This window comes from Streptomyces sp. NPDC006326 (assembly GCF_040612915.1).
In the GTDB taxonomy this organism is placed as follows: Bacteria; Actinomycetota; Actinomycetes; order Streptomycetales; family Streptomycetaceae; genus Streptomyces.
The window spans coordinates 26,983-46,930 of the sequence record NZ_JBEXRC010000015.1; the positions used below are offsets into that span (position 1 = coordinate 26,983).

Annotated in this window: 20 protein-coding genes and 1 pseudogene; 15 read left to right on the forward strand and 6 right to left on the reverse strand. The window is 71.2% G+C overall.

Annotation, left to right across the window (positions count from 1 at the left end; translation table 11 throughout):
- Window positions 1–170 precede the first annotated feature (170 nt).
- Window positions 171–1,334 (forward strand): ferrochelatase, encoded by a 1,164-nt coding sequence (locus tag ABZ128_RS14550; RefSeq protein ID WP_356848475.1) that lies wholly within the window; start codon window positions 171–173, stop codon window positions 1,332–1,334.
- Between the two features lie 4 nt (window positions 1,335–1,338).
- Entirely contained in the window at window positions 1,339–2,154 is an 816-nt protein-coding gene (locus ABZ128_RS14555; RefSeq protein ID WP_356848477.1) for an inositol monophosphatase family protein, read from the forward strand.
- 136 nt (window positions 2,155–2,290) lie between these two features.
- On the opposite strand, the gene ABZ128_RS14560 is transcribed toward ABZ128_RS14555, so the two are convergent.
- Complete coding sequence (locus ABZ128_RS14560) at window positions 2,291–2,458, reverse strand: hypothetical protein (RefSeq protein WP_356848478.1); 168 nt, start codon at window positions 2,456–2,458, stop codon at window positions 2,291–2,293.
- A 248-nt stretch (window positions 2,459–2,706) separates the two neighbouring features.
- Between ABZ128_RS14560 and ABZ128_RS14565 the strand changes: the two genes are divergently transcribed.
- From ABZ128_RS14565 to ABZ128_RS14580, 4 genes are all read left to right on the forward strand, one after another.
- Window positions 2,707–3,360 carry a response regulator transcription factor gene (locus tag ABZ128_RS14565; RefSeq protein WP_030036265.1) on the forward strand — a complete coding sequence of 218 codons (654 nt, stop codon included), beginning with the start codon at window positions 2,707–2,709 and terminating at the stop codon, window positions 3,358–3,360.
- A 5-nt stretch (window positions 3,361–3,365) separates the two neighbouring features.
- On the forward strand, window positions 3,366–4,613 hold the full coding sequence (locus ABZ128_RS14570; protein ID WP_356848480.1) for a HAMP domain-containing sensor histidine kinase: 1,248 nt from the start codon (window positions 3,366–3,368) through the stop codon (window positions 4,611–4,613).
- Between the two features lie 384 nt (window positions 4,614–4,997).
- A complete protein-coding gene (locus tag ABZ128_RS14575) occupies window positions 4,998–5,294 on the forward strand; it encodes a DUF4193 domain-containing protein (RefSeq protein ID WP_030154344.1) in 297 nt (98 codons plus the stop codon).
- A gap of 12 nt (window positions 5,295–5,306) precedes the next feature.
- The gene (locus ABZ128_RS14580) at window positions 5,307–6,224 is read left to right on the forward strand and encodes a hypothetical protein (RefSeq protein ID WP_356848482.1); all 918 of its coding nucleotides are present in this window, start codon (window positions 5,307–5,309) and stop codon (window positions 6,222–6,224) included.
- Between the two features lie 98 nt (window positions 6,225–6,322).
- On the opposite strand, the gene ABZ128_RS14585 is transcribed toward ABZ128_RS14580, so the two are convergent.
- The gene (locus ABZ128_RS14585) at window positions 6,323–6,793 is read right to left on the reverse strand and encodes a DUF3093 domain-containing protein (RefSeq protein WP_356848484.1); all 471 of its coding nucleotides are present in this window, start codon (window positions 6,791–6,793) and stop codon (window positions 6,323–6,325) included.
- Between the two features lie 58 nt (window positions 6,794–6,851).
- On the opposite strand from ABZ128_RS14585, the gene ABZ128_RS14590 reads away from it, so the two are divergent.
- The 7 genes from ABZ128_RS14590 (at window position 6,852) to ABZ128_RS14620 (ending at window position 13,463) form a co-directional block, all read left to right on the forward strand.
- Window positions 6,852–7,436 (forward strand): PaaI family thioesterase, encoded by a 585-nt coding sequence (locus ABZ128_RS14590; RefSeq protein WP_356848486.1) that lies wholly within the window; start codon window positions 6,852–6,854, stop codon window positions 7,434–7,436.
- The gene (gene dut / locus ABZ128_RS14595) at window positions 7,436–7,981 is read left to right on the forward strand and encodes a dUTP diphosphatase (protein WP_356848488.1); all 546 of its coding nucleotides are present in this window, start codon (window positions 7,436–7,438) and stop codon (window positions 7,979–7,981) included. The genes ABZ128_RS14590 and dut overlap by 1 nt, the downstream gene beginning before the upstream one ends.
- A 1-nt stretch (window position 7,982) precedes the next feature.
- A complete protein-coding gene (locus ABZ128_RS14600; protein WP_356848490.1) occupies window positions 7,983–8,762 on the forward strand; it encodes a DUF3710 domain-containing protein in 780 nt (259 codons plus the stop codon).
- A 187-nt stretch (window positions 8,763–8,949) separates the two neighbouring features.
- Window positions 8,950–11,583, forward strand: a complete 2,634-nt coding sequence (locus tag ABZ128_RS14605; RefSeq protein ID WP_356848492.1) for a sensor histidine kinase KdpD — start codon at window positions 8,950–8,952, stop codon at window positions 11,581–11,583.
- The gene (locus ABZ128_RS14610) at window positions 11,580–12,257 is read left to right on the forward strand and encodes a response regulator (protein ID WP_356848493.1); all 678 of its coding nucleotides are present in this window, start codon (window positions 11,580–11,582) and stop codon (window positions 12,255–12,257) included. Before ABZ128_RS14605 ends, ABZ128_RS14610 begins: the two co-directional genes overlap by 4 nt.
- 24 nt (window positions 12,258–12,281) lie before the next feature.
- A complete protein-coding gene (locus ABZ128_RS14615; RefSeq protein ID WP_356848495.1) occupies window positions 12,282–12,701 on the forward strand; it encodes an OB-fold nucleic acid binding domain-containing protein in 420 nt (139 codons plus the stop codon).
- A gap of 3 nt (window positions 12,702–12,704) precedes the next feature.
- Window positions 12,705–13,463, forward strand: coding sequence for a DUF3159 domain-containing protein (locus tag ABZ128_RS14620; protein ID WP_356848496.1), 759 nt, complete (start codon window positions 12,705–12,707; stop codon window positions 13,461–13,463).
- 135 nt (window positions 13,464–13,598) lie between these two features.
- Here the strand turns inward: ABZ128_RS14620 and ABZ128_RS14625 are convergent, their stop codons facing one another.
- Both ABZ128_RS14625 and ABZ128_RS14630 read right to left on the reverse strand, forming a co-directional pair.
- On the reverse strand, window positions 13,599–14,261 hold the full coding sequence (locus tag ABZ128_RS14625; protein ID WP_328928088.1) for a TrkA family potassium uptake protein: 663 nt from the start codon (window positions 14,259–14,261) through the stop codon (window positions 13,599–13,601).
- Window positions 14,258–14,926 carry a TrkA family potassium uptake protein gene (locus ABZ128_RS14630; protein WP_356848498.1) on the reverse strand — a complete coding sequence of 223 codons (669 nt, stop codon included), beginning with the start codon at window positions 14,924–14,926 and terminating at the stop codon, window positions 14,258–14,260. Before ABZ128_RS14630 ends, ABZ128_RS14625 begins: the two co-directional genes overlap by 4 nt.
- 138 nt (window positions 14,927–15,064) lie before the next feature.
- On the opposite strand from ABZ128_RS14630, the gene ABZ128_RS14635 reads away from it, so the two are divergent.
- Window positions 15,065–17,113 carry an APC family permease gene (locus ABZ128_RS14635; RefSeq protein WP_356848500.1) on the forward strand — a complete coding sequence of 683 codons (2,049 nt, stop codon included), beginning with the start codon at window positions 15,065–15,067 and terminating at the stop codon, window positions 17,111–17,113.
- A gap of 102 nt (window positions 17,114–17,215) precedes the next feature.
- Window positions 17,216–18,547: a TRAM domain-containing protein gene (locus ABZ128_RS14640; RefSeq protein WP_356848502.1), complete on the forward strand. Its 1,332-nt coding sequence runs from the start codon at window positions 17,216–17,218 to the stop codon at window positions 18,545–18,547.
- Window positions 18,548–18,682: 135 nt separating this feature from the next.
- On the opposite strand, the pseudogene ABZ128_RS14645 reads toward ABZ128_RS14640, so the two are convergent.
- Window positions 18,683–18,916, reverse strand: a pseudogene (locus ABZ128_RS14645) (DUF6207 family protein); the annotation flags it as partial.
- The gene (locus ABZ128_RS14650; RefSeq protein WP_356848504.1) at window positions 18,829–19,947 is read right to left on the reverse strand and encodes an acyl-CoA desaturase; all 1,119 of its coding nucleotides are present in this window, start codon (window positions 19,945–19,947) and stop codon (window positions 18,829–18,831) included. The pseudogene ABZ128_RS14645 and the gene ABZ128_RS14650, both read right to left, overlap by 88 nt.
- Window position 19,948 lies beyond the last annotated feature (1 nt).

Consider the following 19,948-nt stretch of genomic DNA (forward strand, 5'->3'; position numbering starts at 1 on the left):
CCGTAAGGGACGTGAACAGCCTGTACAGGTTACGTCCGCTCTGCGGCGCGCGCACGGGTGAAAAAAAGGGAAGCCGGCCGACGGGCAAGGGCTGCTTCTCCGCCGGAAGGGCGTGTCCACCTGGTGAGGCCGGTTACCCGCGGTCGGCGGCGGGTGGCAGGATTCGGGACATGTCTGACCAGCTCCCGAACCGCGCCCCGGGCGAGGGCGGCACGGCCCGCCCGTACGACGCCCTGCTCCTGCTCTCCTTCGGCGGTCCCGAGGGACCCGACGACGTCGTGCCCTTCCTGGAGAACGTCACGCGCGGGCGCGGGATCCCGCGCGAACGCCTCAAGGAGGTCGGGCAGCACTACTTCGGCTTCGGCGGCGTCAGCCCGATCAACGCGCAGAACCGCGAACTGCTGGCCGCGCTGCGCAAGGACTTCGCCGAGCACGGGCTGGACCTGCCCGTGTACTGGGGCAACCGCAACTGGGCGCCGTACCTGACCGACGTGATGCGCGAGATGGTCCGCGACGGCCGCCGCCGGATCGCGGTCCTCGCCACCAGTGCGTACGCCTCGTACTCCGGCTGCCGGCAGTACCGCGAGAACCTCGCCGACGCACTGGCGACCCTGCACGAGGAAGGCCTGGAGCTGCCGCGCGTCGACAAGCTGCGGCACTACTTCAACCACCCCGGCTTCGTCGAGCCCATGATCGACGGCGTGATCGCCGCCCTGGACTCGCTCCCGGCAGCGGTCCGGGACGGCGCGCAGCTGGCTTTCACCACCCACTCCATCCCGACCGCCGCGGCCGACACCTCCGGCCCGGCGGAGGACCACACCACCGGCGGCGCGGGCGGCGCCTACGTGAAGCAGCACCTCGACGTGGCCGAGGTCATCGCGGACCAGGTCGCCAAGTGGACCGGCCGCGCCCACCCCTGGCAGCTCGTCTACCAGTCCCGCAGCGGAGCCCCGCACATCCCGTGGCTGGAGCCGGACATCTGCGACCACCTGGAGGCCCTGCACGCCGAGGGCGCGCCCGCGGTGGTGATGGTGCCCATCGGCTTCGTCTCGGACCACATGGAGGTCCTGTACGACCTCGACACCGAGGCCACCGCCAAGGCGGCCGAACTGGGCCTTCCCGTCGCCCGTTCCGCGACCGTGGGCGCCGACCCGAGGTTCGCCGAGGCGGTACGGGAGCTCGTGCTGGAGCGCGCCGCGAAGGAGCGCGGGGAGTCGCCGGAGGAATGCTGGGTGGGCATGCTGGGCCAGAGCCACGACCTGTGCGCCGTGGGCTGCTGCCCCGCGCGCAGCCCGCGGCCGGCCGCGGCGGGCGCCGACAGCCCCTACGCGTAGGAGGGTGGGACCGATCGTGATCTCCGAGGAACTGAAGGCGGAGCTGCTCGCCGTGGGCCTGGAGGCCGCCCGGCGGGCCGGAGAGCTCCTCCGGGACGGCCGGCCCGCCGATCTGGCGGTGGCGAAGACGAAGAGCAGCCCCATCGACGTGGTGACCGAGATGGACATCGCCGCGGAGAAGCTGATCGCCACCGTCCTCGCCGAGCGGCGGCCCGAGGACGGGCTGTTGGGCGAGGAGGGCGCGGACAGCCCCGGGACGAGCGGTGTGCGCTGGGTCGTGGACCCGCTGGACGGCACCGTGAACTACCTGTACGGGCTGCCGAGCTGGAGCGTCTCCGTGGCGGCCGAGTACCGGGGCGAGACCGTGGTCGGGGTCGTGGCGGCGCCCATGCGCGGGGAGGTCTACCACGCCGTCCTCGGGGGCGGCGCGTGGAGCGGCGGGGTCCGGCTGGCCTGCCGCGCGGCCGCACCGCTGGACCAGGCGCTGGTCGGGACCGGCTTCGCGTACCTCCAGGCGCGCAAGGAGCAGCAGGCCGAGGTCGCGCGGCTGGTGATTCCGCGGGTACGGGACGTCCGCCGGGGCGGCTCGGCGGCGCTGGACCTCAGCGACGTGGCAGCGGGGCGGCTGGACGCGTACTACGAACGCGGCCTGAACCCCTGGGACCTGGCCGCCGGGGAGCTGATCGCCCGCGAGGCCGGGGCGCTGACGGGCGGCCGGCCCGGGCGGCCCGCCTCCGGGGAGCTGGCCCTGGCCGCCACCCCCGCGGTGTTCGCCTCGCTGCAGCCGCTGCTGGAGGAGGCCGGGGCCTGGCACGACTAGGTTGCGGGTCCCCCGTCTCCCCGCTTCGGCCCCGGTCCCGGCCTCCGGAGTCCTCGTCCCGGCTCCCGGGGACCGGACGTGAAGGAACCCCGGCTGCCGGGCGGGCGGCCGGGGTCCGGGGGGTGGGGTTCGGTGATCAGCAGGCGGAAACCGGCACTCCGTGCTCGGCGGCGAGGCGCTGGAGGTCTTCCAGTTCCGCCTGCTCCACTTCCACGAGGAAGTCGTCGCCCGTCTCACGGGCGTGCCTGAGGTCCGACTGCGTGGTCCTGATGCGCTGCAGGAGACCTGCGGTGAATGCGTCCATGTGGGTGCGCCCCCTCTGCGTGGGTCGGCGGCGGTCGGCACGCGGCAGTCCGCCGTCAGGGAGTGGATGGGGTGTGCTCTCGTCCTCCCCGGCACCCTGGGCGCAGAAACCTCGCAAGACGAGGGAATCCTCACTTCCATGGGGCCCAGGGGGCCTGAGCGGCGCCTTACAGCCGGTTTACGGCTGAAAAGGGCAGGATGGACGACGCCATACACGTGTGCCCTCAGGGCTCGGAGGAAGGAAGCGACGTGCGCGTACTCGTCGTCGAGGACGAGCAGCTGCTCGCCGATGCGGTGGCCACCGGCCTGCGCCGGGAGGCCATGGCGGTGGACGTCGTGTACGACGGCGCCGCGGCCCTGGAGCGCGTCGGGGTGAACGACTACGACGTGGTCGTCCTCGACCGGGACCTTCCGCTCGTGCACGGCGACGACGTCTGCCGGAAGATCGTCGAGCTCGGGATGCCCACCCGGGTGCTGATGCTCACCGCCTCCGGCGACGTGAGCGACCGGGTCGAGGGGCTGGAGCTCGGCGCCGACGACTACCTGCCCAAGCCGTTTGCGTTCACCGAGCTGACCGCCCGCGTGCGGGCGCTGGGGCGGCGCACCACCGTCGCGCTGCCGCCGGTCCTGGAGCGGGCCGGCATCAAGCTGGACCCGAACCGCCGTGAGGTGTTCCGCGAGGGCAGGGAGGTGCAGCTGGCACCCAAGGAGTTCGCAGTTCTGGAGGTCCTCATGCGGAGCGAGGGGACCGTGGTCTCCGCCGAGCAGCTGCTGGAGAAGGCATGGGACGAGAACACCGACCCCTTCACCAACGTGGTGCGGGTGACGGTCATGACACTGCGGCGCAAGCTGGGGGAGCCGCCGGTCATCGTGACCGTGCCCGGCTCCGGCTACCGGATCTGACGCGGGTGGCAACGACCCCGGCGCCACCGGCGGCGCCGCCGAAACCGACGTGGGACCCCGGGCAGCCCGAGGGTCCCTTCCCTTGGCTGCGGCCGACCATCCGCATACGCCTCACCCTGCTGTACGGCGGGATGTTCCTCATCGCCGGCATCCTGCTGCTGTCGATCATCTACCTGCTGGCGGCCCAGGCCCTGCGGGAGGGCAACGCCCTGCCGTTCAAGATCGTCGGCGGTCAGAAGGTCCAGGTCACGAGCAGCACGTGCCCCGGGGTGGTGGGGCTTGAGCAGTCGTACGACCAGTTCAACGCCGCCATCAGCCAGTGCGTCCTGGAACAGCGCCGGCACGCGCTCGACGACCTGCTCAGCCGGTCGCTGATGGCCCTGCTGGGGCTGAGCATCATCGCCTTCGCCTTCGGCTACGCGATGGCCGGGCGGGTGCTGTCGCCGCTCGGCAAGATCACCCGCACCGCCCGCCGGGTGGTGGGCTCGGACCTGACCCGGCGGATCGAGCTGGACGGGCCGGACGACGAGCTCAAGGAGCTCGCCGACACCTTCGACGAGATGCTCGACCGGCTGGAACGGGCCTTCACGGCCCAGCAGAGGTTCGTGGCGAACGCGTCGCACGAGCTGCGCACGCCCCTGGCCATCAACCGGACCCTGCTGGAGGTGCACCTCTCGGATCCCGGGGCGCCGGTGGAGCTCCAGCAACTGGGCAAGACCCTGCTGGCCACCAACGAGCGCAGCGAGCAGCTGGTCGAGGGGCTGCTGCTGCTCGCCCGGAGCGAGAACCAGATCGTCGAGCGCAAGCCCGTGGACCTGGCCGAGGTCGCCTCGCGCGCCCTCGACCAGGCGCGGGTGGAAGCGGCCGCCAAGGGCGTGGAGATCCGCGGGGAACAGGCGCCCGCGGTGGTCCAGGGCAACGGGGTCCTGCTGGAGCGGATCGCCCTCAACCTCGTGCAGAACGGCCTGCGCTACAACGTCCCGGAGGGCGGCTGGGTGGAGGTCACCACCGAGGCGCAGCAGGGCGAGGCGGTGCTCGTCGTATCGAACACGGGTCCCGTTGTTCCCGCGTACGAGGTGGACAACCTCTTCGAGCCCTTCAGACGGCTGCGTACGGAGCGAACGGGCAGCGACAAGGGTGTCGGGCTCGGGCTGTCCATCGCACGGTCCGTGGCGCGGGCGCACGGCGGGCGGATCACCGCGACCCCGCGCGAGGGCGGTGGCCTCGTGATGCGTGTCACTTTGCCCCTGTGAGTCCCGGTCCTTCTTGTTCGCTCTGGGCTGAATGTCGCGGGAGCGGACAAAGGAAGCGCTGTGTGATCGATCACATTGTCGAGTGTTGGGTCATGTGCGTTCAGTGACCCCAGGAAGTGCCGGAAAGCCCGGGAAGTCCGGGTTTCCGGCGCCTCGAACGGCGGGAAATACACGGGGTGGCGTTTGTGCACGACGGCCCCCGGACCGTGTACGGTCCCGGTCGTCATCCCAGCCGATCGCTCCTTCAGGTGGGCGGCTGGGTGTCGATTGAGTAACAGACCTTGATGTGAGGCAAAATCTCCGCCTCAGGTCGGGCACAAGTCCGGCCTCTCGCGCGTTACGTGCGCTGAGACACCGCTAAATCCCAGAGGGGGAGAGCGAACAATGGCAACGGATTACGACACCCCACGCAAGACCGACGACGACGTCGACAACGACAGCATCGAAGAGCTGAAGGCCCGGCGCAACGAGAAGTCCTCGTCCAGCGTCGACGTCGACGACTTCGACGCGGCGGAGGGCATGGAGCTCCCCGGCGCGGACCTCTCCAACGAGGAGCTGGCCGTCCGGGTCCTGCCCAAGCAGGCCGATGAGTTCACCTGCATGAGCTGCTTCCTCGTGCACCACCGCAGCCAGCTGGCTCGCGAGAAGAACGGCCAGCCGATCTGCCGCGACTGCGACTGAGAGGCGTCGGCCGTGACCGGCTCGACCCCTTTCCGGAAGCGCCGCTTCCGGAAGTCTGGTGGCCCGGCGGAGACGCAGGCGGGAGCCACCGGCCCGGAAACGGGCCGCGGAGCCCCCGGCGTGCCCGCCGAGTCCTCCCGCTCCGCCCCGGCGGAGCGGTCGGCCCCGGGGGCCGAGGAGGACCCCCGGCACCGGTCCGGGGCTCGTCGGATGCAAGCCGTCCGAAACGGTGTGCGCAGGGGCGGCGAAGGCGCCAGGACCGCCGCCCTGTACATCACCGACCGCGTCATCGAACTCGCACCACGCGTACCCGTACGGGACCTCGCGACCCTGCGCGCGCACTTCCCGGGCCTCGGTCCCGATCAGCTGGCCGACAAGCTGATCGCGGGCGCCGCCCACGGCACGTCCACGGTGGGCGCGGGCATCGGCGCGGCCGCGATGCTGCCGACGCCGCCCGCCATGCCGGCGGAACTGGCCGCGGAGGTCACCGGCGTCGCGGCCATCGAGCTGAAACTCATCGCGGAACTCCACGAGGTGTACGGCCTGCGCCCGCCCGGCAACCTCAGGGAGCGCAGCCTCGCCTACCTCACCGCGTGGACGGAGGAGCGCGGGGTGGACCTGACGAAGCCGACGACGCTGAACCTCGCGCTCGGCGGTCAGATGAAGCGCGAACTGCGCCAGCAGATCACGAAGCGGATGTTCCGCAACCTGCCGAGCCTGACGCCGTTCATGGTCGGCGCCGCCGTCGGAGCGGTCATGAACCGCCGCGACACCCGCAAACTCGCCGAGAAGGTCCGTGCCGACCTGCGAAGGCGCGCCGTGCCCTGGGACTCCCTGCCGCAGTCCGCGGCCCTGGAACAGCCTTCCCAGCCCCTTGGCGGGGCGAACCGGACCGCCCTCGAAGGGCGGGGTCCGGAAGAAGGCGGCTGAGAGCGGCTGCCGGTCCCGGTTTCCTTGCTTCCCCCGCGCGTCGGGCCCGCCTCAGTGGGCCCCCCGCCTCAGTGGGCCCCGCCTCGGTCGGCCCCGCCTCATCCGTCGGCCGAGCCCGCCTTGGCCGCCCGGATCGCCGCGGCCAGGGCCTGCGGCTCCCGGGTCGAGACGTAGACGTACGGGGTCGGGTCCCCCGGATCGGTGACGGGGACGCGGACCGCCGTCGGGATGTAGCTGCGCATCAGCATGAAGGCCCGGACGTCCGCCTTGTGCGTGCGCCAGGCGCGCGCCTCCTCCGGCGCCAGCACCTCCGGCTCCCCCAGGGCCGACACCGGGATCCGCGCGTCCCCCGCCGCCAGCGCACCGTTCACCACGCGCACGCGCGCGGAGCCGTACGCGCTCACCAGGATCCCCGCCAGCGCCGACCCGCCGACCAGCCCTGCCAGCAGCGGCATCGTGCCCAGCGGCAGCAGCATCAGCGCACACGCCAGGCCGATGAGTGCGGCGATGCCCCACCAGGAGCGGGGGGCGGTCAGACGTTCGTCGTGGTGCGCGGGGGAGAGCTGCATGGCGCCAAGCCTGCCACGACGCGACCCGCGGGTAGCGGCGCGGGTAAGGTCAGCGCCTGTGAGTGGACGAAACACAGCGTTGACGCCCCCGGACGATGCCTCCGCACCGGTCCGGCACCCCGATGCCCCGGCGCCCGGCGAACTCCTCGGAGCGCACTACGAGCACTGTTTCGGCTGCGGCGGGGGCCAGCCCCACGGACTCCACCTGGAGGCCCGGGCGGGCGAGGGCGTGCGCGTCACCGCCGAGTTCACCGTCAGGCCCGCCCACCAGGGCGCCCCCGGCCTCGCGCACGGCGGCGTACTCGCCACCGCGCTCGACGAGACGCTGGGCTCCCTGAACTGGCTGCTGCGGGTCATCGCGGTGACCGGGCGGCTGGAGACCGACTTCCTGCTGCCCGTGCCCGTGGACACCGTGCTGTACCTGGAGGCGGAGGTGACCGCCGTCGCCGGGCGCAAGATCTACTCCACCGCCGTCGGCCGGATCGGCGGTCCGCAGGGCCCGGTCGCCGTGCGTGCGGACGCGCTCTTCATAGAGGTGAAGGTCGACCACTTCATCGACAACGGTCGGCCCGAGGAGATCCGGGCGGCGATGTCCGACCCGGACCAGGTCAGGCGCGCACGCGCCTTCGAGGTGAACCCCTGATGGCTCTGAACAACCACGACACCCGGCACGCGATCGACGTGCTGATCAAGCGCCTCGATCCCGAGGTGCCCGTCCCCGCCTACGGTCACCCCGGCGATGCCGGCTGCGACCTGGTGACCACCGTCGCCGCCGAACTGGCGCCCGGCGAGCGCGCGGTGCTGCCCACGGGGGTGTCCATCGCCCTGCCCGACGGCTACGCGGCCTTCGTGCACCCGCGCTCCGGGCTGGCGGCCCGCTGCGGGCTCGCGCTCGTGAATGCCCCGGGGACGGTGGATGCCGGGTACCGTGGGGAGATCAAGGTGATCGTGGTCAATCTCGACCCGCGCGAGAGCGTCCGGTTCGAGCGCTTCGACCGCATTGCCCAGCTGGTTGTCCAGAGGGTCGAGAAGGTGCGCTTCCACGAGGTGGCGGAGCTTCCCGGCTCGGCGCGGGCCGAGGGGGGTTTCGGCTCCACCGGCGGTCATGCGGCCGTGGCCGGATCCGGCGCTGGTCAGCAGGGTGGGAATGGCTACGCTTCGGTCGTATCCGACCGGGAAGGACAGTGACGTGTTCGGACGTCGCAAGAAGAACGACTCCGCCAAGGACGGCGGCGCGGCCGAGCAGGTCGTGGACGGCGTGGCCGGCGATGAGCAGGACGGCGGCGAGGAGATCGACGCCGCCCCCCGCCGGGTGAATCTGCCGCCGGCCCCGCGGCCCGACGGCCCCTGGGACGTCTCCGAGGTACCCGGCTCCCCGGCGGAAGGCCGGGTCGACCTCGGCGGCATCCTCGTACCCGGCGTCGAGGGCATGGAACTGCGCGTCGAGGTCGCCGGCGACGCGATCGTCGCCGCGACGGTCGTGCTCGGCGACAGTGCCGTGCAGCTCCAGGCCTTCGCCGCACCCAAGAAGGAAGGCATCTGGGGCGAGGTCCGCGAGGAGATCGCCGCGGGCATCACCCAGCAGGGCGGCATCATCGACGAGGTCGAGGGTCCGCTGGGCTGGGAGCTGCGCGCCCAGGTTCCCGTACCGATGCCCGACGGCCAGACCGGCGCCCAGCTGGTCCGCTTCGTCGGCGTGGACGGCCCCCGCTGGTTCCTGCGCGGGGTCATCTCCGGCCAGGGCGCGGTGCGCCCCGAGTCGGCGGGCCTGCTGGAGCAGATCTTCCGGGACACCGTCATCGTCCGCGGTGACGGCCCCATGGCTCCCCGCGACCCGATCGTGCTGAAGCTGCCGAACGACGCGCAGATGGTGCCGGACGGCGTGCAGAGCGAGGACCAGGAGGGCTCCCGCTTCTCCGGCGGCATGGGCCAGTTGGAGCGGGGCCCGGAGATCACCGAGGTCCGCTGACCCGCCGACCCGGCTGCGTACGGGCGACCGCCGTCGCCGCGTACGGGCGACGGTGGCCGACGACTGTTTTCGGCCGCGGGCCGTACTCCTTCGGGTACGGCCCGCCGCCGTCAGGGAAGCGTCAGGAATCGCCGCCGGAGCCGTCAACGGTGCGTGAGCGGCGCGTACGTCCCGGAGAATGGGGCGCATGGGACGCGGCAGGCTACGGATCTACCTCGGCGCGGCACCCGGTGTGGGCAAGACGTACGCGATGCTCTGCGAAGGCCACCGGCGGGTGGAGCGGGGGGCCGACTGCGTGGCCGGCTTCGTCGAGCACCACGGGCGGCCGCGGACCGAGGTGCTGCTGCACGGGCTGGAGCAGGTGCCGCGGGGGGAGCTGACGTACCGGGGCGCCGCCTTCACCGAGATGGACGTGGACGCCGTCCTGGCCCGCCGGCCCGCGATCGCCCTCGTGGACGAGCTGGCGCACACCAACGCGCCGGGCTCGCGCAACGCCAAGCGCTGGCAGGACGTGGAGGAGCTGCTCCAGGCCGGCATCGACGTCGTGTCCACCGTGAACATCCAGCACCTGGAGTCGCTCGGCGACGTGGTGGAGAGCATCACGGGCGTACGGCAGCAGGAGACCGTGCCGGACGAGGTGGTGCGCCGCGCCGACCAGATCGAGCTGGTCGACATGTCCCCGCAGGCGCTGCGCCGGCGCATGGCCCACGGCAACGTCTACCAGCCCGACAAGGTCGACGCGGCCCTGTCGAACTACTTCCGGCCCGGCAACCTGACCGCCCTGCGCGAGCTCGCGCTGCTGTGGGTGGCCGACCGGGCCGACGAGTACCTCCAGCAGTACCGCGGAGAGCACGGCATCCGCTCCACCTGGCAGGCGCGGGAGCGGATCGTCGTCGGGCTCACCGGCGGGCCCGAAGGGGGCACGCTGATCCGGCGTGCCTCCCGGATGGCCGCCAAGGGCTCGGGCAGCGAGATCCTGGCCGTCTACGTCGCCCGCAGCGACGGGCTCACCGCGGCCTCGCCGAAGGAGCTCGCGGTCCAGCGGACCCTGGTCGAGGATCTTGGCGGAACGTTTCACCATGTGATCGGCGACAACGTCCCCGAGGCGCTGCTGGAATTCGCCCGCGGGGTCAACGCCACCCAGATCGTCCTCGGCTCCAGCCGGCGCAAGGCCTGGCAGTACGTCTTCGGCCCCGGCGTCGGCGCGACGGTGGCCCGCGACTCGGGGCCCGACCTCGACGTGCACATCGTCACGCACGAGGAGGTCGCCCGGGGCCGTGGACTGCCCGTGGCCCGCTCCGCCGCCCGGCTCGGACGCACCCGCATCCTCGTCGGCTGGGTGGTCGGGGTGGTCTGCCCGGCCCTGCTCGCCCTGCTGCTCACCCATGTCGACGCCGACGCGGGCCTGGCCAACGACATGCTGCTCTTCCTCGCGCTGACCGTGGCGGCCGCGCTGGTCGGCGGACTGCTGCCGGCGCTGGCCTCCGCGGCCTTCGGCTCGCTGCTGCTGAACTACTTCTTCACGCCGCCGGTGCACCGGTTCACCGTCGCCGACCCCCGCAACATCATGGCCATCGCGGTGTTCGTCGGGGTGGCGGTCTCCGTGGCCTCGGTGGTCGACCTGGCCGCCCGGCGCACCCACCAGGCCGCGCGGCTGCGGGCCGAGTCCGAGATCCTGTCCTTCCTGGCCGGCAGTGTGCTGCGCGGGGAGACCGCACTGGATGCGCTGCTGGAGCGGGTGCGCGAAACCTTCGCCATGGAATCGGTGGCCCTGCTGGAGCGGGCGGGTGGCGCGGAGCCCTGGCGGCGGGCCGGCAGCGTCGGCCCGAACCCGGTCGACCGCCCCGAGGACGCCGATGTGGACATGCCGATCGGGGACCACATGGCGCTCGCCCTGTCGGGCCGGGTACTGCCCGCGGAGGACCGCCGGGTGCTCGGCGCCTTCGCCGCCCAGGCAGCCGTGGTGCTCGACCGGCAGCGGCTGGTGGGGGAGGCCGAGGAGGCCCGCCGGCTGGCGGAGGGCAACCGGATCCGGACCGCGCTGCTCGCCGCCGTCAGCCATGACCTCCGTACGCCCCTGGCCTCCATCAAGGCCTCCGTCAGCTCCCTGCGCTCCGAGGACGTGGACTGGTCCGAGGAGGACCGGGCCGAGCTCCTGGAGGGTATCGAGCACGGCGCCGACCGGCTCGACCTCCTGGTGGGCAACCTGCTGGACATGTCCCGGCTGCAGACCGGCACGGTGACCCCGCTGATCCGGGAGACCGACCTCGACGAGGTGATCCCGATGGCGCTGGGCGGCGTACCCGAGGACAGCGTGGTGCTCGACGTCCCGGAGACCCTGCCGATGGTGGCGGTGGACCCGGGGCTGCTGGAGCGCAGCGTGGCCAACGTGGTGGAGAACGCCGTCAAGTACAGCCCGGCGGGGAAGCCGGTGCTCGTCGCGGCCAGTTTCCTCGGCGACCGGGTCGAGGTGCGCGTCGTGGACCGCGGGCCCGGGGTGCCCGACGAGGCCAAGGACCGCATCTTCGCCCCCTTCCAGCGGCACGGGGACGCGCCGCGCGGGGCCGGGGTGGGGCTGGGGCTCGCCGTCGCCCGGGGATTCGCCGAGGCCATGGACGCAACCCTGGCCGCCGAGGACACCCCGGGCGGCGGGCTGACCATGGTGCTGACCCTGCGCGCCGCGGCAGCCGCGGCAGCCGCGGCAGCCGGGACAGCCGGGACAGTGCACGCGACCCACGCGGCAGGGGCACCCCGGGCCCCCTCGGCGACACGGACGACACAGGCGACACACGCGATACAAGAGAAAGCAGGTCCTCGATGACCCGGGTGCTCGTGGTGGACGACGAGCCGCAGATCGTCCGAGCCCTCGTGATCAATCTGAAGGCGCGCACGTACGAGGTCGACGCGGCGGCCGACGGTGCCGGGGCGCTCGAACTCGCGGCCGCCCGCCATCCCGACGTGGTCGTCCTCGACCTCGGCCTGCCCGACATGGACGGCGTCGAGGTGATCAAGGGCCTGCGCGGCTGGACCAGGGTCCCCATCCTCGTCCTCTCGGCCCGGCACAGCTCCGACGAGAAGGTCGAGGCCCTGGACGCCGGGGCCGACGACTACGTCACCAAGCCCTTCGGCATGGACGAGCTGATGGCCCGGCTGCGCGCCGCGGTCCGCCGGGCCGAGCCGCTCGCGGGCGGGGACGTCGTCGTGGAGACCGACGGCTTCACCGTGGACCTGGCCGCCAAGAAGGCGGTGCGCGAGGGACGCGACGTACGGCTCACGCCGACCGAGTGGCACCTGCTGGAGGTGCTGGTCCGCAACGGCGGCAAGCTGGTCGGCCAGAAGCAGCTGCTGCAGGAGGTATGGGGGCCCTCCTACGGGACCGAGACCAACTACCTGCGCGTCTACATGGCGCAGCTGCGGCGCAAACTGGAGGCGGACCCCTCGCATCCGCGGCACTTCATCACCGAACCGGGCATGGGATACCGCTTCGAGAGGTAGCGGGCCCGCCGGTACGCTTCCTGTATGAGTGCTGAACCGCGTCCCGAGAAGTCCGCCAAGCCGCTCCGGCCGGTGGGCCGGTTCCGCCGGATGATCGAGCGGCTGTCCACCTCGCAGGAGGAGCTGCATTCGGCGGAGCTGCAGGAGGACGCAGAGGCCGCGGGGTGCACGCGGATCTGCGACTCCCACGACCGCCAGATAGTGAAGGTGACCGGCACCCTGCGCACGGTCACCCTGCGGCCGCGGGCCGGAGTGCCCGCCCTGGAGGCGGAGCTCTTCGACGGCTCCGCCGCGCTGGACGTGGTCTGGCTCGGACGTCGCTCGATCGTGGGAATCGAACCCGGGCGCCGCATGATCGCCTCCGGGCGGATCGCGATGAGCCACGGCCGACGGGTCCTCTTCAATCCGAAGTACGAACTCCGACCGCTCGGACAGGAGCACTGACCGGTGACGTCACTCGACAAACCGACGACCCCCGGGTCCACGCCCGCGACGCACGCCGCGGCGGAGCCCGGCGAGGACCAGAAGGCAGTGACCCAGGCGGCCCTCTTCAACGCCTTCGGTGGGATCCGGGGCACCGTGGAGACGATGCTCCCGGGCCTGCTCTTCGTGATGATCTACACGTTCAACCGGGACGTGAAGATGTCCGCGATCGCGGCGGGCGCCGTCGCCGTGGCGCTCGTCATCGTGCGGCTGCTGCGCAAGGACACGGTCAAGCACGCCTTCAGCGGGGTCTTCGGCGTGGGCGTGGGCGTGGCCTTCGCCCTGTTCACCGGCACCGCGAAGGGCTTCTACCTGCCCGGAATGATCTACGGGGCCGGGCTCGGGGTGGCCTTCACGCTGTCCGCGCTCGTGGGGTTCCCCCTGCTGGGCGTGGTGCTGGGGCCGGTGTTCAAGGAGAACCTGTCCTGGCGCACCCGCAACCCGGGGCGCAAGAAGGCGTACACCAAGGCCAGTCTGGCCTGGGGCCTGATCTTCATCGCCAAGTACGCGATCCTCTTCCCGCTGTACTGGTGGGGGGACGCGACGCAGCTGGGCTGGGTGCTGATCGCCCTGAAGCTGCCGCCGATGGTGCTGGCGGTGTACTTCACGTGGGTGTTCCTGGCGAAGGCGCCGCCGCCGATCGACGTGATCGCGGAGTGGGAGGCCCAGGAGGAGGCGGAGAAGGCCGCCAAGGCCGCTGCCGCCCGGGAGAACGGGGTCTGACGCTGCCGCGACCCGTCTCCGCGCCGGCGTGGCCGGAGGCTGCCGGAGCGAGGCGGAAGCGCGAAGGGGCGGTCGACCACGTGGTCGACCGCCCTTCGTCCTGATCAGCGTGCCCGTGCCCGGTGCCCGCGAGGGCTAGCGCCGGGCCTGGAGGAGGTCCTCCAGCTGCTCCTCGCGGGCCTGGGCGGCCACGAACAGCAGTTCGTCGCCCGGCTCCAGGGTCTCCTCCGCGTGCGGGGTGAGCACCCGGTTGCCCCGGATGATGGTGACCAGCGAGGTGTCCTCGGGCCAGGTGATCTCGCTGATTTGCGTCCCGGCGACCGAGGAGTCGGCGGGCAGGGTCAGCTCGACCAGGTTCGCGTCGCCGTGGCTGAAGCGGAGCAGCCGCACCAGGTCGCCGACGCTGACAGCCTCCTCGACCAGGGCCGACATCAGGCGCGGTGTGGAGACCGCGACGTCGACGCCCCAGGACTCGTTGAAGAGCCACTCGTTCTTCGGGTTGTTCACGCGCGCCACCACGCGCGGCACCCCGTACTCGGTCTTGGCCAGCAGCGAGACGACCAGGTTGACCTTGTCGTCGCCCGTCGCGGCGATGACCACGTTGCACCGCTGCAGCGCGGCCTCGTCCAGCGAGGTGATCTCGCAGGCGTCGGCGAGCAGCCACTCGGCCTGCGGCACCCGCTCCACCGAGATGGCGGTGGGCGCCTTGTCGACGAGCAGCACCTCGTGCCCGTTCTCCAGCAGCTCGCCCGCGATGGAACGGCCCACCGCGCCGGCTCCGGCGATCGCGACCCTCATGCGTGTGCCTCCTCGGGGCCCTCGGCGAAGGCCGCCTCCACCTTGTCGATCTCGTCCGTGCGCATCATCACGTGGACGAGGTCGCCCTCCTGCAGCACCGTCTGCGACGTCGGCAGCATGGCCTCGCCCAGCCGGGTGAGGAAGGCCACGCGCACGCCCGTCTCGTCCTGCAGCTTGCTGACCTTGTGCCCGACCCACGCCGCCGCGGTGTGCACCTCGGCGAGCTGGACGCCGCCGCTCGGGTCGCGCCACAGCGGCTCGGCGCCGGAGGGCAGCAGCCGGCGCAGCATCTGGTCGGCGGTCCACCGGACCGTCGCAACGGTGGGGATGCCCAGGCGCTGGTAGACCTCGGCCCGCTTGGGGTCGTAGATACGGGCGGCGACGTTCTCGACGCCGAACATCTCGCGGGCCACCCGGGCCGCGATGATGTTGGAATTGTCACCGCTGCTCACGGCCGCGAAGGCACCCGCGTCCTCGATCCCGGCCTCGCGCAGGGTGTCCTGGTCGAAGCCGACCCCGGTGACGCGGCGCCCGCCGAATCCGGCTCCCAGCCGGCGGAATGCGGTGGGGTCCTGGTCGATCACCGCGACCGTATGCCCCTGCTGTTCCAAGGTCTGCGCGAGGGCGGAGCCCACCCTTCCGCAGCCCATAATGACGATGTGCACGGCCGTCCTTCCGGCTGTCAGCGGCTGTGTTTCCCAGCCTCATTCACGCTCAGGCTTAACAGGGTCTCAGACCGCCGCCCACGCTACACACGGGCGGTCGCCCATATGACTTCTTGCTGCCCGGGTACGATCCTGTTCGTGTCCAAACTGACCGACGTGCCCAAACGGATCCTGATCGGCCGGGCGCTGCGCAGCGACCGCCTCGGAGAAACGCTCCTCCCCAAGCGGATCGCCCTACCCGTCTTCGCCTCCGACCCGCTGTCCTCAGTGGCATATGCCCCTGGTGAGGTCCTCCTGGTCCTCTCCATCGCGGGCGTGTCGGCGTACCACTTCAGTCCCTGGATCGCCGCCGCGGTCGTCGTGCTCATGTTCACGGTGGTCGCGTCCTACCGGCAGAACGTCCACGCGTACCCGAGCGGCGGCGGCGATTACGAGGTCGCCAACACCAATCTCGGCCCCAAGGCCGGCCTCACCGTCGCGAGCGCCCTGCTCGTCGACTACGTGCTGACCGTCGCCGTGTCGATCTCCTCCGGAGTGGAGAACCTCGGCTCCGCCGTGGATTTCGTGATCGAGCACAAGGTGCTCTCCGCGATGATCATGATTCTTCTGCTCACGCTGATGAATCTGCGCGGTGTGAAGGAATCCGGAAAACTCTTCGCGATCCCCACCTATGTCTTCGTCGGCGCCGTCTTCGTGATGATCGCCTGGGGCGCCTGGCGCGGCCTCGTCATGGGCGACGACATGCGGGCACCGACCGCCGGCCTGGAAATCAAGGCCGAACACCAGGGCCTGGCCGGGTTCGCGCTGGTCTTCCTGCTGCTGCGGGCCTTCTCCTCCGGCTGTGCCGCCCTCACCGGCGTCGAGGCGATCAGCAACGGCGTCCCCGCCTTCCGCAAGCCCAAGAGCAAGAACGCGGCCACCACGCTCGCCCTGATGGGCGGCCTGGCGGTCACCATGTTCTGCGGGATCATCGGCCTGGCCATGGCCACCGACGTGAAGATGGCCGAGGCGCCCGCCACCAACCTGCTGCACAACGGCGTCCCCGTCGGCGACGGCTTCGTCCAGCACCCGGTGATCTCCCAGGTGGCCGAGGCCGTCTTCGGCAACGGCAGCATCCTGTTCATCCTGCTGGCGACGGCCACCGCGCTCGTCCTGTTCCTGGCCGCGAACACCGCGTACAACGGCTTCCCGCTGCTCGGCTCGATCCTCGCCCAGGACCGCTACCTGCCGCGCCAGCTGCACACCCGCGGTGACCGCCTCGCCTTCTCGAACGGCATCGTGCTGCTCGCGGGCGCGGCCATGCTGCTCGTGTGGATCTACGACGCCGACTCGACGAAGCTGATCCAGCTCTACATCGTCGGCGTGTTCGTCTCCTTCACGCTCAGCCAGATCGGCATGGTCCGGCACTGGAACCGCCACCTGCGCACCGAGCGGGACCCGGCGGCCCGCCGCCGGATGTTCCGCTCGCGGGCCATCAACACCTTCGGTGCGATGTTCACCGGGCTGGTGCTGGTCGTCGTCCTGGCCACCAAGTTCACGCACGGCGCATGGGTCGCCCTGCTGGGCATGCTGATCTTCTACGGCACCATGACCGCGATCCGGAAGCACTACGACCGGGTCGCCGAGGAGATCGCCGCGGCCGAGGGGCCCAGCGACGACAGCGTGCGGCCCTCCCGGGTCCACTCCATCGTCCTGGTCTCCAAGGTGCACAAGCCCACCCTGCGGGCCCTCGCCTTCGCCAAGCTGACCCGCTCGGACGCCCTGGAGGCGCTCAGCATCAGCGTCGACGCCGCCGAGACCAAGGCACTGCGCGACGAGTGGGAGCGGCGCGGCATCAACGTCCCGCTCAAGATCCTCGACTCCCCGTACCGCGAAATCACCCGCCCGGTGGTGGAGTACGTCAAGGGCCTGCGCAGCGAGAACCCGCGCGACGCGGTCAGCGTCTACATCCCGGAGTACGTGGTCGGCCGCTGGTACGAGCACCTGCTGCACAACCAGAGCGCGCTGCGCCTCAAGGGCCGTCTGCTGTTCACGCCCGGTGTGATGGTCACCTCGGTGCCGTACCAGCTGGAGTCCTCGGAGCTCGCGAAGAAGCGGGCGAAGAAGCGGCAGGAGTGGAACGCCCCGGGCGCGGTGCGCCGGGGCCCGGTGGACGCGCCGCGTCCGAAGGACCGCGCGAAGCAGTAGCAGAGCCCGTGGTGGCGATCGGCCGGACGGTATCGACGTAAACTGATGGGTCGGCTGTCCGGCCGCCGCCGTGCCCCCTTGATTTTTTGGAGTCTCCCCGCCATGACCGAGCAGAACGAGAAGCAGTCACTGGTCGGGGAGGAGTACGAGGTCGAGGTCGGCCCCGTCGCGCACGGCGGGCACTGCATCGCCCGCACCGCCGACGGCCGGGTCCTGTTCGTCCGCCACACCCTGCCCGGTGAGAAGGTCGTCGCCCGGGTGACGGAGGGCGAGACGGACTCGCGCTTCCTGCGCGCCGACGCGGTCACGGTCCTGGAGGCCTCGAAGGACCGCGTCCAGGCCCCCTGCCCCTACGCCGGCCCCGGCAAGTGCGGCGGCTGCGACTGGCAGCACGCGAAGCCGGGCGCCCAGCGCCGGCTCAAGGGCGAGGTCGTCGCCGAGCAGCTGAAGCGGCTCGCCGGACTGACCCCGGAGGAGGCCGGCTGGGACGGCACCGTCATGCCGGCCGAGGGTGACAAGCTCCCGGCGGGGCAGGTCCCGCAGTGGCGCACCCGCGTGCAGTACGCGGTGGACGAGGCCGGCCGCGTGGGCCTGCGCAAGCACCGCTCGCACGACGTCGAGCTGATCGACCACTGCATGATCGCGGCGCAGGGCGTGAGCGAGCTCGGCATCGAGAAGCAGGACTGGCCCCAGATGGCCACGGTCGAGGCCATCGCCGCCTCCGGCTCCGGCGACCGCCAGGTCGTCCTGACCCCGCGCCCGGGCGGCCGCCTGCCCCTGGTGGAACTGGACAAGCCGGTGTCGGTCCTCCGCGTCGAGGAGAAGGACGGCGGCGTCCACCGCGTCCACGGCCGCCCCTTCGTCCGCGAGCGCGCCGACGGCCGTACGTACCGCGTCGGCATGGGCGGCTTCTGGCAGGTCCACCCCCAGGCCGCCGACACCCTGATCAAGGCCGTCATGCAGGGCCTGATGCCGCGCAAGGGCGAGATGGCCCTCGACCTCTACTGCGGCGTCGGCATCTTCGCCGGCGCGCTGGCGGAACGCCTGGGCGAGACGGGCGCGGTGCTCGGCATCGAGTCGACGAAGCGCGCGGTCGAGGACGCCCGGCACAACCTGGCGGACTTCCCCCGGGTCCGCATCGAACAGGGAAAGGTCGAATCGGTCCTCCCCCGGACCGGCATCACGGAATGCGACCTGGTCGTCCTGGACCCCCCGCGCGCGGGCGCGGGCAAGCAGACGGTCCGCCACATCGCCGGCCTCTCGGCCCGCCGCATCGCCTACGTGGCCTGCGACCCGGCGGCCCTGGCCCGCGACTTGGGCTACTTCCGCGAGGCCGGCTACAAGCCCCGCACCCTCCGCGTCTTCGACCTCTTCCCGATGACCCACCACATGGAGTGCGTCGCCATCCTTGAACCGGCGGCAAAGGGCGCCTGACCTGCACTTTTGTAGAGTGTGCATTACGTGCGTTACGGGCGATGTCTTGACGCATGTCTGACGCACGCTGTCAGCGATCTCTGGCATCTCGCCTGGCGCGCTTGCCTGGGGCTGTGAGCTCAGCTCCTGGCGCACGTCCAGGTAGTAGCGCAGCCGGACACCGGGCTGCCCCGGATCCCGTCTCGTACGGTCTGCCGTCGCGGTGGCCCACGGTCCGCAACGGATCTCACTGAAACCGGCGGTGCCGCCGGTACGGCCGAAAGACCTGAACCAAACGGGAATCAGGCCGCGACGAGTTCCCGTTCGCGGTCCGGCGTCTTGACCTTGGGCTTCTTGTTCGGCAGCGAGAGCCGGAAGACCTTGTGCCACGCGGAGAACACCTGCTTGGGCAGCGGTCCGGTGACGTACTCCAGCTCGTACTTCTCGAACAGCGCGCGCACCTTCACCGCGACCTCGGCGTACCGGTTGCTCGGCAGGTCGGGGAACAGGTGGTGTTCGATCTGGTGCGACAGGTTGCCGGTCATGAAGTGCATGGCCTTGCTGCCGCTGATGTTCGCCGAGCCCATCATCTGGCGCAGGTACCACTGGCCGCGCGTCTCGTCCTTGATCGACCGGCGCTCGAAAACCTGTACGCCCTCGGGGAAGTGTCCGCACATGATCACCGAGTGGGACCAGATGTTGCGGACCAGGTTCGCGGTGAACGTGGCGGCGAGCGTGGGGAGGAACGACGGACCCGACAGCAGCGGGTGGATCACGTAGTCCTTGAGCACCTGCTTGCGGATCTTGCGCCCCACGGCCCTGGCCCGCGCGCGGAACTCCGGGTTCTTGCGGCGGCGCTTGGGCAGGTTCTTGCCGAGTTCCAGGTCGTAGGCGGCGATGCCGTACTCGAAGAAGCAGGCGTTGATGAAGTTCCACAGCGGCTGGCCGATGTGGAACGGGTGCCACTTCTGGTCTTCGTCTACTCGCATGATGCCGTAGCCGAGGTCGTTGTCCTTGCCGATCACGTTGGTGTACGTGTGGTGCAGCTCATTGTGCGAGTGCTTCCACTGCTCAGCCGGCGAGACGTGGTCCCAGTCCCAGGTGGTGGAGTGGATCTTCGGGTCCCGCATCCAGTCCCACTGGCCGTGCAGGATGTTGTGGCCGATCTCCATGTTGTCCATGATCTTCGCCACGGACAGACCGGCGGTGCCGATCAGCCACGCGGGCGGGAAGATCGAGAACAGCAGTACGCCCCTGCTGACCAGTTCGAGCTTGCGCTGCGCCGCGATGACCTTGCGGATGTAGGCGGCGTCCTTCTCGCCCCGGCTGGCGATCACCTCCTCGCGGATCGCGTCCAGCTCGCGGCCGAGTTCCTCGATCTGCTCCGCGGTCAGGTGGGCGGTGGGGTCGATGGCGGTCAAT